The following is a 13,755-nucleotide window of genomic DNA, read 5'->3' on the forward strand; positions in this document are numbered from 1 at the left end:
CCGGAACTACCTCTTCGGCTCGCAGGCAACGCCGTCGCCGTCCCGGTCGAGTTTGCGGTTGTAGCCGGGCTGGCCCGCGTACAACGGCGCCGCCCCGGCCGCCCGCACGGCGTCGCAGTTCGCATAGGAGACCGTCTTGGGCGGATCCGGCTCGGCGGCCGCGGGCGGAGGGGTGGACTTCTTCGTGGTGGGCTCGGCCCGGGTGACCGGCGGCGCGACCGGCTGCTGAGGTGGCGCGACGGAGGTCGGCGGAGTGTCGATCTTGCCGAAGCAGGGCGGCCCCCAGAGCCCGTTCCCCGCCGCCCGCGCGGTGTCTTCGGCGGCCTGCAGCGCGGTACCGACGGACTTCTCGACCGCCCTGCTCGCGAATTTCGCGTATCCCGCTTTGAGTGCGGCGGTGGCGTAGTCGCCACCGTTCACCAGGCCCACCGATGCCAATGCGACACCGGCTTCATCGGAAACGGATCGAATGACGACCTCTTGGCCGTCCAGTGTGTTCTTTGCCCACGACACGGTTTCCGTGGCAAAGCATCCGTTGGTGTTCGGCGGGGTGGTCAAACCGAGGATCCGGACGACTTTTTCGCCGCCGGGACCGGTCACTTTGATCGTGCCGGCGTCCACGACCTCGGTGACCCGGTCCGCGCTCGGAGCGGCTGGCGAGGACGTCGGCGCGGTCGACGTCGACGGGCTGGAACTCCTGGCCGCGACAGGCTGCTCCTGTTGTGGCTGAGGGGTTTTCCCGAAGACTGCGCCGAGAACGAAAAGCACCGAAAAGGCGGCGAGGACGATCATCATCCAGCGGGGCATCCGCTTGTCGCGGGAGGGACCGGTGTGCATGGGTGTCCTCGGAATTCTCGCTACGGGTGAGCTTCGCCGGTTTTTGTCGTTCATTCGGCGAATGTCGTTACAAGCCGGGTTTTTCCGTCACGAAGCGGCCACGAAAAGGTCACCGTCGGCATCCGGGCGTTACGCGGGCGGCGACGTCACGATCCACCCGTAGACGCTTCGAGAAAAGGAAACGAAATGGCGGGGACAGTCGAAAATCTCGCGTTGACTCCAGACGGCCGGTTCGCCGTGGGGACGACCGAATTCACCGCCATCGATTTCGAGACCACCGGCCTGCACCCAGGGCACGTGGTCGAGGTCGCGGCCGTCCGCGTCCGGGCGGACGGCACGGTCCTGCGCGAGTTTTCGACGCTGGTCAATCCGGGCCCCGGCGTGGATCCCGGCCCCGCCCACGTGCACCGGATCACCCGCCGTGAGCTCGACGGCGCTCCCTACCTCGGCGAGGTGCTGGGCGACTTCCTCGATGTCTGCCAGGGCAGTGTCCTGGTCGGACACAACCTGCCCTTCGAGGCGCGATTCCTCGACGGTGAGTCCGGCAGGCTGGGCGCGCGGATCCCGGCGATGCCGGGCGTGTGCACGCTGGCCGCGGCGCGACGCGCGCTGCGGTTGCCGAACTATCGCCTGGCCACGGTGGCCGAGGCGATCGGTGTCGGCGAGTTCGCGGCGCACACGGCGCTCGCCGACGCCTACGTGTGCGCCAGGATCGTGACCACCCTGGTGAACACGCACGGTCTCAGGTTCGCGGACCGGCCGGTGTTCCCGGAACTGCCGCGGTTCGCGCCCGCCGCACGCCTGTCGCCTCGTCGGGTGATGGTGCCGAGCGGTGGCACCTGGATGGCGGACTTCGTCGACCGGGTACCCGAGGCCGCGTTCGGAGCCACTGGCCCGGTGCAGGACGCCTACGTCGAATTGCTCGGGAACGCCTTGGCGGACCGGCATATTTCGGACGCCGAGGCGAGGGCCCTCGGCGCGGCGGCCTCGGCGGCGGGGATGACGGACGCCGACCTGCACCACGTGCACACCGGCTTCGTCAAGGCGATGCGTGAGCTCGCCGAAAGCGACGGCGTCATCACGGCCGAGGAAGAACGGGATCTGCGAGCCGTCGCGGCGGCTTTGCGGGTGCCCGAAACGCTGCACGGACTCCGGGCCACGGGGACCTCGTCCGGCACCCGTCGCCGCGTCCTCGTTCTCGGTGACGGGCTGGCGGAGGACGATCTGCGTGCCGCCGTGCTCGACGCGGGCCTTCAGCTCGCGAAGAAGCTCACCGCGTCGGTGACCCATCTGGCCGTGGGCTCCGGGGTGCCCGCCGCCGAGCCACGGATCGCCAGGGCGGGCGAACTCGGTGCGAGGGTGCTCGGAGTAGCCGAGGCGCGCGAAGTGCTGGGTCTCGCCCAGCGGCCGGCGCCCGCGCCCGCCCCGATCCCGGCTCCCGCGGCTCCGGTGCACCGGCCGGTCTACGCCGCTGAACAGCGGACCGCCGCCTTCGTGCCTTATCCGCAGCCACCTGTTCCGCACGGGTACCGACCGCCAGTGCCGTCCACGCCGTCGGTGATGCTGTGGTGCGGCCGGGCCCTCATGGGATTCGGGATGCTGCTCATGTTCATCACGGTGGTCGCGTTGTTCGGCGGCGCGGGGCTCGCCGCCGGCATTTTCGTGGGCGTGCTGGGTGTGGGCGGCCTGCTCGGCGGCTGGCAGATCGCCGTCAGGGCTTGACGCCGGGCGCCGGGAACCGGTGCTCGTTCCGATCGATCTTGGCGTTGGCCGCCTCGATCAGGTCCACCCCGAGGCTGTTCGCCAGCTGGAGGAGATACAGCGTGACGTCGGCGATCTCGTCGACGACGTTGTGCGCCAACTCGGGGTCTGAGCGCCACTTCGCCGATTCCTCCGGGGTGAGCCACTGGAACAGCGAGGTCAGCTCGCCGACTTCGCCGGACAGCGCCATGACCAGGTTCTTCGGGGTGTGGAACGGTTCCCAGGCCCGTGCCGCGGCAAAGTCGCGGAGGCGCTGGTTGAGGTCGTCGAGAGTCACGTGCCGTGCCTACCAGATCGTCACGGTGCGCTAACGGCCGTATGGCGGACGAGCGTTGACGTGCAATTTGCAAATTGCATAACGTCGCTGGCCGTCGGGGAATCGATCCGGAAGGAAAGCCTTGACGTACCAGCGAAGCCTTCGCTCTCGCATGCTCTCCATCGCGTTCGTGCCGAGCGCGGCCTTGGTGCTCGTCGCGTTGTTCATCGGCGGATTCCTCGTCCAGCAGGCCATCCAGGACCGCGACGACGCCGAGAGCGGGGCGATGATCCTGGCCGAGGCGAGCCGGGGGATCGCGTCGTTGCAGCGGGAGCGGGCGGTCGCGCTGCGGGCGCCGGGCAGCCGTTCCGCCACGTACACCGCGTACGCCGACCGCATCGACACTTCGCTTTCCTCGTTGCGCGAGGTCGCGCGGGCCGCGCCGGACGCCGAGGTCGGCTATCAGCAGACGATCGCCGTCGAGCTCCTGACCGCCGTCGAAGGCATGGACCGCAGCGATTCCCTCGCGGTCGCCGGGATCGACGACGAGGGGCGGCGTGACTACGCCGCGGCCGTCGGCGCGTACCGGTCCAGGCTCGACGCCGTCGCCGGGAAGCTGACGGAAAGTAGCCGCCAGACCTATCGTGATCTCGTCGGGAGTGTGGACTGGAGCCGGTTCGGCGCGGTCGAAACGGCGTTGAGCGCGGCCACGCCGCCGCCCGTCGGCCAGGACGCCTGGCGTGTGGCGGCCGGCGTCGTCGGCCGGACCCTCGGCGATCTCGCCGCGCGCCAGATCGAGTACTCGGCGCAGCTCGCGATCGACGGCGGACGCCGCGTGCTGAGCGGAGCCCTCGCCGCCGCCGCGGCGATTTCGCTGCTCGCGGTGGTGGTGATGGCGATCGTCATGCAGCTCGCCAGGCGGCTCCCGATCCCGATCATTCGCTGCCCTTCGCGGCTCGACGCGGCGCCGCTGACCTGGTCACACCTGGTGAGCGATTACGCCGAAAAGAGCACGCTGTTGGCCCACACGAGTCGGCGAAGCGGTCGGGCAGACTTGTCCGGGTGAGTTCCCCGACGGATCTGCGCCCCTACCTGCGTACTTTGGACGCGGAAACGCTGGCGGACCTGCTGCACGCCCAGGCCGAGCGTGACCCTGTGTTACGACAGGCTCTGGAGAGCCGTTTCGCCGCCCAGGGGAGTGACGTCGCCGAGGCGCACCGCCTCCTCGACACCGCCGTGCTGGCTGGCAACGTCGAGTACGCCGCGAAGGTCGGTTCGGTCCTCGACACGCTTCAGCGGCTTCTCGACGCCGGCAGCCGGGCCGATCTCGCGCCGCTCGCCCGCCGGACCGTGGACGACATCAGCGAGATGCTGGAGCAGATCGACGACACCTCGGGCGAGGTCGCGGACCGGCTGGACCGGGCCGTGGAGCTGTATGCGCGGGCTTGCGTGGCCCATCCGCCGGATCCCGAAAGCCTGGCCGCCTGGATCCTCGAAGTCGAGTTCGACGGGCCTGGCTGGCCCGCCATCGAGCTGGCCGATTTCGCTTCCGCCTTGGGCGAAACGGGAATCGCGCGAATACAGTCCACTGTGGACAAGGTGCTGGCGGAGCAGCCGTCCGGCGCGAAACGCGAGACGGCCGAGCGGCTGCGCGAGGAGCTGGCGGAGGTGTCCGGCGACGTCGACGCGCTCGTCGCGATCCTCGCCGCCAAACCGCCGCGGGTGGACGTCAGTCTCAAGATCGTGCGCGTCCTGCGCGCGGCGGGACGGCACAGCGAGGCCATCGCGCACGCGGCGCGGGCCCTCACGCACGACAAGAAGGAAGAAACGCCGCCGCCGGAAAAAGATCCCGTGTCGCGTAAGGACTTCGATGAAAATCCGGCGGCGGCGACGTATCTCGCCCTGCGCGAGGAGTCGCTGGAAGCGGGCTGCTGGGTCGCGCAGCGGAAGACCGCGCTGGCCCGGTTGCGCGAACTCGCCGCCGGGAGCACGGAGGCCGCCGACGAACTCGTCCGCGCGTTGCTCGGCGAGGATCGCGCGGACGAGGCATGGCGGGCGGCGGTGCGATTCGAGGCCTCTTTGCCGGTGCGTGTCGGACTCGCGGACGCGCGATCCGTCGCCCATCCGGCCGAAACCATTCCCGTATATCGGGAGCATGTCGAAGAATTGATCACGCGGAAGGATCCGAACTCATACCGCGAGGCCGCCCGGCAACTGCGCAAACTGCGCACGGTGCACAAAAAGGCCGGTATGGCTGAAGAATTCAGCTCGTACCTCGGCACATTGGTGGAAATACACAAACGCAAGACAAGGCTGATCGCCGAGGTCAAGGCGGCGAGAATCGCCATTCCCAAAACCGTAACCGCGCCCGCCACCGGTCGTTATTCGGAGTGAACCGAGGAAACCCGGCGAAGAAGGCGAAGTCGCGGTGGTTCCGAACCGGTGTCCGCCCGCGTCCTCCCCGCGGACGGGACCCGTGTTCCGCGCCCGGGACCACCGCGACGAGCCCGATCGGGTCCGCGTGAAAACATGTCGCCATGAGTCCGGTGAGCCGTGCCCGCAAGAAGGCAGCCCAGCCCTCCACCCCGAGTGTGACGGGCCTCTTCAAGGACGTCCTCCGGGACTTCTCGACCCTTGGCGCCGAACCCGAGGTGCTCGACGTCGAGCTGCTGACCTCCGAGGTGCTCGGCCAGTGGTGGGAGATCGAGGTCGAGGAGGACGAAACGCCGCTGGGCCTGGAGCTCATCGCGTTCGCCGAGCGGAAGATCACTCCCGCCGCGGCGGCGCTGCTCGCCGGATTGCGGGTCTTCGCCGAGACCGAGGAGGAGCGTGAGGCGGCCGCCGCGGCGCTGAACACCGTGCTGGGCCGCGGGATCCCGGAGCCGGAGTGGGTGGGCGACCTCGCCGCGGTGACCGTGGGGGACTGCTGGCGGACCGGTGACGTGTTCGGTGACGAGTCCTCCCTGCTCTGCGTGTTCTCCCGCGGCGATGTCGAGCACGGCCTGCTCGCGCTGGTCGACTTCACCGAGGGCGGCCGGATCCGCGACGTCGTCGTGGTCGACAAACCGCAGGACGTGCTGGCCGAGATGCGCCAGCAGGCCGCCGACGACCCGGAGCTGGTCACGCTGGAGCGGGTCCTGCCCGAGCGCGCCCACCAGCTGCTCGCGGACGGCCTCGCCGCGACGGACGTCGTCGAGGAACCCGACGTCAGCGAGGACTACGCGCGGTTCCACGCGCTCGCGCTGGCCTGGATCCGGACGCTTCCCACGCCCGAACCGTCGCCCGAGATCTCCGAATGGCCCGAGCAGGTCCGCGAAGAGGTCGTCGCCGACTTCATCGGCTCCGGACTCGTGGAGGACACGGACGCGACGCGGTTCTACGCGCGTCTTCTCGTCGACTACGGCTGTGAGACCGAGCCGGGCAGCCCGCTGCGGGTCGGGCCCGAGAAGCTCGCCCGGTTCCTCGAATCGCTGCTGGACGGCGAGTTCGAGATCGACGAGGCCTACGAAGACGCCCTGGAGCCCGCTCTGCTCGGCTGGGTCACCTGGGCCGCCGACCGCGCCGGGCTCCCCGAGGCCGCGCGGGTGGCGCTGCTGGAGAGCGCGACGGAGTTCCTGGAGGAGTTCGCGCAGGACGAGGACTCCGCGCTGGACGTGTACTTCGACGGCTCGGAAGGGATCGAAGACCCCGCGGAACTCGCGGAAGCCCTCGCGCGCCGGATGTTCGCCGTCCCGACGGTCTACGCCGAGATCGGCGACGAGGAGCTGGAACTCGAGCCGGCCGACCCCGAACAGCGCCGCCTGCTGGTCATCGGCGAGCACCCCGAGTACCACGAGGCGCTGGCCGAGGAGACCTTCGACGGCGAGCCGAGGATGCGGCTCGCGCTCAAGACCACGATCGTCGACCAGCTCTGGGACGACGAGCCCGCCGAGGTGTGGCAGGCCGTGCGGCGGCTGAGCGAGACCGGGCAGGAACGCGAGGAGATCTTCGATCGCCTCATCGACACGCTGTCCGCCCAGCTCGCCGAAGCGGGCGAACACGAAATGGACTACGACGTCGACGACTACCGGAAGGCGCTCGGGGAGCTCTGAGCGCGGGAGGTTCAGCCCAGCGGGGCCGCCGGGGTGCCCTTGGTCTCGGTGACTTGCGGCTTCTTCCGGCGGCGGTCACCGCGGGCGTCGTCGAAGTCGACGACGAAGGCGCCGGCGGCCATGGCCACCAGGAGTGCGAGTCCGAGAATCGAGCCGACCCAGGTCAGGATGATCGAGAACATCGTGAGCCTCCTCCCTGCTCAAGGTCTTTTCGAGACCTTTTGTTCCCCTGACACAAGGGTCGCTGTGGGGGGCTGTAGCCGGTATCGGCCAACCGGTTACACGTACTGAGCGTGGATCGGCCGATCGGCCGAGGAAAGCCGCCCGGCGACAGCGGTGCGCGACGGGCGGGCACCACCGGCTCGCCGGTGGTGCGAACGCTGCTGCTTGTGAGGGAACGGCCGGAATTCGCCCGCGTGATCGAGCGATCTTGGGCAGCGCCGTGAACGCTCGCTGTGCGTAGAGGATTCGCGGGTGCCCGGTCACCGAGTGTCGCGGCCGGGTGGCCGTTCGGCGCGGTGACGCGAAAGCCACTTTCGCAACCTTCAACGTTGCGAAAGTGGCTTTCGCAGCATGCGCGACGGCCGACGCGGGCCCGGCGCCGGCAGAACCGGAACGCCCTCAGAGCTTGCGCAGCCGGACCCGGTTGATCGTGTGGTCGGCGTCCTTACGGAGCACGAGGGTCGCCCGCGGCCGCGTGGGCTTGATGTTCTCCATCAGGTTCGGCTCGTTGATCGTGCGCCACAGGTGACGCGCCTCGGCACGGGCCTCGTCGTCCGGGAGGCCGGCGAAGTGGTGGAAGTGCGACGCGGGGTCCGCGAAAGCGGTGTGCCGCAGCTTGAGGAAGCGCTCGATGTACCAGCGTTCGATGTCGCTCGTCGGCGCGTCCACGTAGATCGAGAAGTCGAACAGATCGGAGACGGTGAGCCGCGGTCCGGGCTGGAGGACGTTCAGCCCTTCGAGGATCAGGATGTCGGGCCGCTGAACGACCTGTTCCTCGTCGGGAAGGATGTCGTAGGCGAGGTGCGAGTACACCGGCGCGCTGACCCGCTCGGCCCCGGACTTCACCTCGGTGACGAACCGCAGCAGCGCCCGCCGGTCGTAGCTTTCCGGGAAACCCTTGCGGTGCATGATCCCGCGCCGGACCAGCTCCGCACGCGGGTAGAGGAACCCGTCGGTCGTGACCAGGTCCACCCTCGGGTGATCCGGCCAGCGGGCGAGCAGCGTGCGCAGGATGCGCGCGGTGGTCGACTTGCCGACGGCGACGCTCCCGGCGATCCCGATGATGTACGGCACCTTGGTGCCCCGGCTGTCTTCGCCGAGGAACGTGGTGGTGGCTTCGTACAGTCGTTGCCGGGCGGCGACCTGGAGATTGATCAGCCGCGAGAGCGGGAGGTAGACCTCGGCGACCTCGGCGAGGTCGACCTGTTCACCGAGACCGCGCAGCCGCAGCAGTTCCGCGGCGGTCAGCGGCAGGGGAGTCGACCTGCGCAGCTCTCGCCACTGCTCACGGTGCAGCTCGACGTAGGGACTGAGCTCACGGACCCGCGGCATCGCACACTCCTCGCCCGTCGCCTGCGCTGGCGCCGTACAAAACCGTGTTGACGAGTTCTCGGCGGGTGAACGTGCCTCGAACCGGATGAAGCCGCTTTAACGGTAGGGCTTACGGCTCGTGAACGCGCTGCGATGTGATGTAGCCCGCTTCGAGGCGCTACCGTCCGTTACGGGGACGACCGGGCGTGAAGACCTCGTCCCAGGCCGCGGCGACCTGGCGGGCACAGGACGCGGGCGCGACCCCGCCGACGCCGGTACCGAGCCCCGGCATCGCGATCGTGTGCACGAGATCACGGACCCGTCCCTGGTCGACACTGCCGTCGCGCCACTGCCGGAACACCGCGCGGGCGGCAAGGTACGGGTGCACGGTGTCGCGCGGGAGGCGTTCGCCGGGTTCCCGCATCGTCGGCGCGCTGATCAGCCAGGCGGGCTCTGCCTCGCCTGTCGGCACGATCACCGCTTCGCCGATCGGAAGCTCGCCGCCGTGGTAGGCGAGGACCGCGCTGCGGACGTTCTGCTCGACGCCGGGGTACGCGCGGGCGTAGACGGCGTCGATACCGCCTCGCATCCAGCCGTAGGAGTTCGCGGGGCTGACGACGGCCTGCGCGACGACGTCGAGCACGGATCCGCGGTGCACGAAGACCCGGCCGTCGACGGTGTCCGCGACGGTCGTCCAGGCTTGGGCGAGCAGGTCATCGACGGCGCACAGCACCAGCTCCGGAGTGGGATGGTCCGGCACGGGAGCGAAAGAGGAGCCGACATCCTCGTGGCCGGTGTGCGTGCCCGGTTCGGCGGTCACGCCCTAAGCATGGCAAAAAAAGCCACCCGGCGTAACCGGTGCGCGTACCGGCTGTCCGAGTGAAAGTCGCCACCCGCGCCGTGCGTAATCTGGCGGGGTGTCACGGATCGCTTACTTCGGCCCACAGGGAACCTTCACCGAACAGGCCGCGCGCCGGCTCGCCTCCGGTGAGGAGCTGATCCCCGCGGAGACCATCCCGGCGGCACTTGCCGCGGTGCGCTCGGGCGCGGCCGGGGCGGCCTGTGTCCCGATCGAGAACTCGGTGGAGGGCGCGGTCACCGCCACCCTCGACAGCCTGAGCGAGGCCGAGCCGCTGGTCGCGGTGGCGGAGGTGCTGCTGCCCGTCCACTTCAGCGTGCTGACCCGCCCGGGGACGACCGAGATCCGCACCGTGGCGAGCCATCCGCACGCGCTCGCCCAGGTCCGGCACTGGGTCGAGGCGAACCTGCCCGGGGCGCATCCGGTCGCGACGTCGTCCACGGCGGCGGCCGCGGTCGCGGTGGCCGATGGCGAGTTCGACGCCGCCGTCACCGCGCCGGTCGCGGTCGAGCACTACCCGCTGGAGGTGCGGGCGACCGAGGTCGCCGACGTCCGCGACGCCAAGACCCGCTTCATCCTGGTGCGTGCTCCCGGCGAGCTGCCGGAGCCGACCGGGGCCGACCGCACGTCGATCGTCGCCGCCGCCACGAACCGGACCGGTGCCCTGGCGGAGCTGCTCACCGAACTGGCGGTCCGCGGGATCAACCTGACCAAACTGGACGCCCGCCCGACCAGGAACAACTTCGGCGAGTACCGCTTCTTCATCGACTTCGAGGGACACGTGGCCGAGCCCCGGATCGGCGACGCGCTGGCCGCGTTGCGCCGCCGGTGCCGCAACGTGCGGTTCCTCGGCTCCCACCCCCGCGCGGACAACGGCACGACCGAGATCGAGCCGGGCGCCGCCAACGAGGATTTCACCGACGCGATCGACTGGGTCCAGTCGGTTCGGAAGGGAGCACAGGCGTGAAACTTCTCCTCGTCCGCCACGGCCAGACCGAGGGCAACGTGCGTGGCGCGCTCGACACCGCGCTGCCGGGGCCGCCGCTCACCGAGCTGGGCCGGGAGCAGGCGCGGGACCTCGCGACGCGGCTGGACGGCGAGCCGATCGTCGCGGTCTACGCGTCGCAGGCCGTTCGCGCCCAGCAGACCGCCGCGCCGCTGGCCGCCAAGCTCGGCTTCGACGTCCAGGTCCTCGACGGCGTGCACGAGGTCGCCGCGGGCGATCTCGAAGGCAAGACGGACAAGGATTCGGTCACCACCTACATGAGTGTCGTGCGCCGGTGGACGCTCGGCGAGCTCGACCCGCCGATCCCCGGCGGCGAGACCGGCGCGCAGGTCCGCGCCCGGCTGCTCGACGCGGTCGCCCGGCTGCGCGCCAAGCACGAGCAGGCCGACCCCGACGGCACGGTGGTGCTGGTGAGCCACGGTGGCGCGATCCGGCTTGGCGGCGAATGGCTCGCCGGCAACGTGACCGCCGAGATCGCCAACCAGGGCCTCATCCCCAACACCGGCGTCGTCGAACTCGTCGGGACCCCCGACGGCTGGACCTGCCTCACCTGGGCGGATCACCCCGTCGAACCCTGACCTGGGCTGGACTCCACTGGGGGCTGAAGGACGCTTTCGCCGCATGACATGCGGGGAAAGCGTCCTTCACCGCGTCTCATGTGGGTAAGGCTCCTTTCAGCCCGTTTGCCTCCGCTCCCGCCGGGGAACACAGCACACAAGATCGATTAACACCTTGTGGGGAATTAACCGGTCGAGCGCAACCCCGGCAGCGGACGACACGTCTACTGGACGGTGGGTCACCCGGACACAGGGAGGCGAATGACCATGGTTCGTTCGAAGTTGATCTCCATCGGCGGTCTCGTCGCGGGTACCGCCGGGCTGTTGCTGTTCAGTGCGTGCGGTTCGGGGACCGCGCCCGTCGCACAGAACACGTCCCCGTCCGCGTCGAGTTCGGCTCCGGACACCTCCGTGGCGCCCAGCGCGACTTCTTCGGCTTCGACGCCGGCTCCGCAGCCCGTCCAGCCGCCCGCGCAGGCGTCGAAGAACGACGGGCTCTGCAAGGCGGGCGACGTCAAACTGTCCATCAAGGACAGTGACGCCGCGGCGGGCACGGTGTACCGGAAGCTCGTCATCACCAACTCGAGCGGGCATTCGTGCACCATCCAGGGCTTCCCCGGCATCTCCTACGTGACGGGCGCCGACGGTCACCAGGTCGGCGAGGCGGCGTACCGCGACGGCAGCAAAGGCGAGCCGGTCCAGCTGAACAACGGCGAGAGCGCGATCGCCGACGTCGGCTTCGTGAACGTCCGCAACTACGACGAGGCCGTCTGCAAGCCCACCGAGACCAGGGGCCTGCGCGTGTACCTGCCGCAGGAGACGGCGTCGAACTTCGTGCCGGTGCAGGGGCTCGGGTGCGCCGGGAAGATCCCCGGCAACCAGCTGACCGTGAAGACCGTCCACAAGGGCTAGAGCCGAAACCCTCGTGAGTGGCAAGGACGGTTCTAACCGTCCTTGCCACTCACGAGGCCGTTCGGTGACTAGAGCTGCGTGCAGAGCTGTTCGGCCTGCGCGAGGTGCCGCTGCCCCGAGATCTGGTTGAAGTGCAGGCTGAACACCATCCGGCTGACGCCGTCGATGTGGTCGGCCAGCGGCCGGTAGGTGTCGTTGGCGGCGGCCGCCGCGGCGGAGAGTTCGCGGGCGGCCGTCATCCGGTGCAGGACCTCGGGCGCCAGGACCGCCACGGTCCGCTCGCCGGGCGCGGAGTCGGTGGTGTCGGGGATCGTGCCGACCCTGGCCAGCGCCGAGCACGCCGCCTGCGCGTCTTCGAGCGCCCCCGCGTTGACGCCCGAGAGCGCCCAGAGCATGCCGATCACGCCACCGCCGATCACGAAACCGGCGACCGCGGTGAGCACCTGCGGGCGTCTGGAAGGTTCTGTCGTCCCCACGCCGGCCTCCGGCACCAGTGTCTGCTGCATCGCGGACCTCCCCGTCACCCGTGGCGGTGATGGGCTATTTCAGCACCAAAGGCCTTGGTTTTCACCGGTCTTGGTGGAGAACCCGCTGCTCCGTGGCCGATTCGTCATCGAAGGCGCCGGGCCGTAACGAGACGAACGCGAAACCGGCTACGCCGAACAGCAGCAGCCCGGACGTGAGGAACGTCCGGGCCGGGGAACCGAGGGCGTGGGTGAGGACGCCGCCGAGCAGGGCGCCGATCGGGATCGCTCCCCAGACGACGGTGCGCCACACGCCCAGCACCCGGCCGAGCAGGTCGCCGGGGACGAGGGTGTGCCGCGCCGTCCCGAGCACGATGTTCACCGCGACGACTGCCGCCGCGAACAGGCCGAACAGCGCCGCCCCCGCCACCGGCGAACCCGTCAGGCCCATGCCGGTGAACGCCGCTCCGCAGCAGGCCGTGCCGCCGAGGAGCACCGCGCGACGACTGGACGCCTTCACCAGCCGTGGGGCGACGGCCGCGCCGAGCAGGCCGCCGATACCGCCGACGAACGCGAAGAGCCCGAAGGCCGCTTCGCTGAGCTGCAGGTACTCGATCGCGTACAGCACCAGCTGCGCCTGCGCGAGTTCGCTGACCAGGCTGATCGCCCCGGCGAGGACGACCAGGCGCAGCACGAGCCGGCTCCGCTTCAGCCAGCGGAAACCCTCCGCCAGCTCGGTGCGGAGGTCGGTGGTGGCGCGCTCGGCGGCTCGCGGCCGGTAGCTTCCGGCGAGGCCGATCAACACGACGGCCGCGATCGCGAAGCCCACCGAGTTGAGCAAGAACGGGAAGGTCGCGAAGAGCGCGAAAGTGGCGCTGCCGACCGGCCCGCCGAGGAAGGTCTGGCCGACGATCTCGGTGGCCTGGAGCTTGCTGTTCGCGCCGTCGAGCGAACCCTCGCCGACGACCGCCGGGATGAGCACGTTCGCGGCGCTGTCGGCGACCACTTCCGCGAACCCGATGAGCAGGGCGGCGGCGTAGACCATCCAGATCGTCACGCCGCCCACGGCGACCAGCGCGGCCGTCCCGCCGACGACCACCGCGCGGACGCTGTTCGCGAGGATCATCGCCCGCCGCCGGTCGACCCGGTCGAGCAGCGCGCCCGCCGGGAGCGCGAACAGCAGCCACGGCAGGAACTGGGTCGCCGAAAGACCGGCGATGAGCAGCGGATCCCGGGTCAGGGTGACCGCGAGCAGCGGGAACGCGACCTTGCCGATACCGTCGCCGAGATTCGACGCCGCGCTGGACGCGAGCAGCCAGCGCAACCGCCGGTCGCTCCTCCTTCGCACCGTCGACTCGGCCATGCAGCGCCTCCCCAGGCATTCGCCGACGACGGCCGGCGACAACGTGTCGAAAAGTTTAGCGGGGCTGTCGCCCAAAGTGGCTGGGTTGTTACAGCCAGTTAAGAATCCGGAGAACC

The 13,755-nt window shown here is 69.9% G+C and carries 14 protein-coding genes; 7 read left to right on the forward strand and 7 right to left on the reverse strand.

The window, feature by feature from the left end:
- Positions 1-6: 6 nt before the first annotated feature.
- The gene (locus tag ACFWIW_RS02505; RefSeq protein ID WP_378366752.1) at positions 7-837 is read right to left on the reverse strand and encodes a thermonuclease family protein; all 831 of its coding nucleotides are present in this window, start codon (positions 835-837) and stop codon (positions 7-9) included.
- 186 nt (positions 838-1,023) lie between these two features.
- Between ACFWIW_RS02505 and ACFWIW_RS02510 the strand changes: the two genes are divergently transcribed.
- The gene (locus tag ACFWIW_RS02510; protein ID WP_378366753.1) at positions 1,024-2,559 is read left to right on the forward strand and encodes an exonuclease domain-containing protein; all 1,536 of its coding nucleotides are present in this window, start codon (positions 1,024-1,026) and stop codon (positions 2,557-2,559) included.
- Here the strand turns inward: ACFWIW_RS02510 and ACFWIW_RS02515 are convergent.
- On the reverse strand, positions 2,549-2,875 hold the full coding sequence (locus ACFWIW_RS02515) for a nucleotide pyrophosphohydrolase (protein ID WP_378366754.1): 327 nt from the start codon (positions 2,873-2,875) through the stop codon (positions 2,549-2,551). The two genes, ACFWIW_RS02510 and ACFWIW_RS02515, sit on opposite strands and share 11 nt — an antisense overlap.
- Before the next feature lie 151 nt (positions 2,876-3,026).
- Here ACFWIW_RS02515 and ACFWIW_RS02520 point away from each other — a divergent pair, with 151 nt between their 5' ends.
- From ACFWIW_RS02520 to ACFWIW_RS02530, 3 genes are all read left to right on the forward strand, one after another.
- Positions 3,027-3,920 carry a nitrate- and nitrite sensing domain-containing protein gene (locus ACFWIW_RS02520; RefSeq protein WP_378366755.1) on the forward strand — a complete coding sequence of 298 codons (894 nt, stop codon included), beginning with the start codon at positions 3,027-3,029 and terminating at the stop codon, positions 3,918-3,920.
- Positions 3,917-5,248 carry a hypothetical protein gene (locus tag ACFWIW_RS02525; RefSeq protein ID WP_378366756.1) on the forward strand — a complete coding sequence of 444 codons (1,332 nt, stop codon included), beginning with the start codon at positions 3,917-3,919 and terminating at the stop codon, positions 5,246-5,248. The genes ACFWIW_RS02520 and ACFWIW_RS02525 overlap by 4 nt, the downstream gene beginning before the upstream one ends.
- Positions 5,249-5,391: 143 nt before the next feature.
- Positions 5,392-6,945: a DUF1841 family protein gene (locus ACFWIW_RS02530; RefSeq protein ID WP_378366757.1), complete on the forward strand. Its 1,554-nt coding sequence runs from the start codon at positions 5,392-5,394 to the stop codon at positions 6,943-6,945.
- Between the two features lie 11 nt (positions 6,946-6,956).
- Here the strand turns inward: ACFWIW_RS02530 and ACFWIW_RS02535 are convergent, their stop codons facing one another.
- The 3 genes from ACFWIW_RS02535 to ACFWIW_RS02545 form a co-directional block, all read right to left on the reverse strand.
- Positions 6,957-7,127: a hypothetical protein gene (locus ACFWIW_RS02535; RefSeq protein ID WP_240596227.1), complete on the reverse strand. Its 171-nt coding sequence runs from the start codon at positions 7,125-7,127 to the stop codon at positions 6,957-6,959.
- A gap of 439 nt (positions 7,128-7,566) precedes the next feature.
- Positions 7,567-8,499: a type I pantothenate kinase gene (gene coaA / locus ACFWIW_RS02540; RefSeq protein WP_378366758.1), complete on the reverse strand. Its 933-nt coding sequence runs from the start codon at positions 8,497-8,499 to the stop codon at positions 7,567-7,569.
- 157 nt (positions 8,500-8,656) lie between these two features.
- Positions 8,657-9,298, reverse strand: coding sequence for a macro domain-containing protein (locus ACFWIW_RS02545; protein ID WP_378366759.1), 642 nt, complete (start codon positions 9,296-9,298; stop codon positions 8,657-8,659).
- A gap of 97 nt (positions 9,299-9,395) precedes the next feature.
- Here ACFWIW_RS02545 and pheA point away from each other — a divergent pair, with 97 nt between their 5' ends.
- The 3 genes from pheA to ACFWIW_RS02560 all read left to right on the forward strand — a co-directional run bounded on the left by pheA (position 9,396) and on the right by ACFWIW_RS02560 (position 11,812).
- Positions 9,396-10,304: a prephenate dehydratase gene (gene pheA / locus ACFWIW_RS02550; protein ID WP_240596224.1), complete on the forward strand. Its 909-nt coding sequence runs from the start codon at positions 9,396-9,398 to the stop codon at positions 10,302-10,304.
- On the forward strand, positions 10,301-10,921 hold the full coding sequence (locus tag ACFWIW_RS02555; protein ID WP_378366760.1) for a histidine phosphatase family protein: 621 nt from the start codon (positions 10,301-10,303) through the stop codon (positions 10,919-10,921). Before pheA ends, ACFWIW_RS02555 begins: the two co-directional genes overlap by 4 nt.
- A gap of 240 nt (positions 10,922-11,161) precedes the next feature.
- Positions 11,162-11,812 carry a DUF4232 domain-containing protein gene (locus tag ACFWIW_RS02560; RefSeq protein ID WP_378366761.1) on the forward strand — a complete coding sequence of 217 codons (651 nt, stop codon included), beginning with the start codon at positions 11,162-11,164 and terminating at the stop codon, positions 11,810-11,812.
- 68 nt (positions 11,813-11,880) lie between these two features.
- Here ACFWIW_RS02560 and ACFWIW_RS02565 read toward each other — a convergent pair whose 3' ends face one another.
- Both ACFWIW_RS02565 and ACFWIW_RS02570 read right to left on the reverse strand, forming a co-directional pair.
- Positions 11,881-12,318 carry a hypothetical protein gene (locus tag ACFWIW_RS02565; RefSeq protein ID WP_378366762.1) on the reverse strand — a complete coding sequence of 146 codons (438 nt, stop codon included), beginning with the start codon at positions 12,316-12,318 and terminating at the stop codon, positions 11,881-11,883.
- Between the two features lie 61 nt (positions 12,319-12,379).
- Entirely contained in the window at positions 12,380-13,639 is a 1,260-nt protein-coding gene (locus tag ACFWIW_RS02570; protein WP_378366763.1) for an MFS transporter, read from the reverse strand.
- Positions 13,640-13,755: the final 116 nt, after the last annotated feature.

Origin of the sequence: Amycolatopsis sp. NPDC058340, from assembly GCF_042723975.1 — a bacterium.
In the GTDB taxonomy this organism is placed as follows: domain Bacteria; phylum Actinomycetota; class Actinomycetes; order Mycobacteriales; family Pseudonocardiaceae; genus Amycolatopsis.

Bases quoted from the DNA above. Each gene is read 5' to 3' on its own strand.
- ACFWIW_RS02565 (WP_378366762.1), bottom strand. From the start codon at position 12,318: ATGCAGCAGACACTGGTGCCGGAGGCCGGCGTGGGGACGACAGAACCT.
- ACFWIW_RS02570 (WP_378366763.1), bottom strand. From the start codon at position 13,639: ATGGCCGAGTCGACGGTGCGAAGGAGGAGCGACCGGCGGTTGCGCTGG.
- ACFWIW_RS02535 (WP_240596227.1), bottom strand. From the start codon at position 7,127: ATGTTCTCGATCATCCTGACCTGGGTCGGCTCGATTCTCGGACTCGCA.
- ACFWIW_RS02530 (WP_378366757.1), top strand. From the start codon at position 5,392: ATGAGTCCGGTGAGCCGTGCCCGCAAGAAGGCAGCCCAGCCCTCCACC.
- ACFWIW_RS02505 (WP_378366752.1), bottom strand. From the start codon at position 837: ATGCACACCGGTCCCTCCCGCGACAAGCGGATGCCCCGCTGGATGATG.
- coaA (WP_378366758.1), bottom strand. From the start codon at position 8,499: ATGCCGCGGGTCCGTGAGCTCAGTCCCTACGTCGAGCTGCACCGTGAG.
- ACFWIW_RS02520 (WP_378366755.1), top strand. From the start codon at position 3,027: ATGCTCTCCATCGCGTTCGTGCCGAGCGCGGCCTTGGTGCTCGTCGCG.
- ACFWIW_RS02510 (WP_378366753.1), top strand. From the start codon at position 1,024: ATGGCGGGGACAGTCGAAAATCTCGCGTTGACTCCAGACGGCCGGTTC.
- ACFWIW_RS02560 (WP_378366761.1), top strand. From the start codon at position 11,162: ATGACCATGGTTCGTTCGAAGTTGATCTCCATCGGCGGTCTCGTCGCG.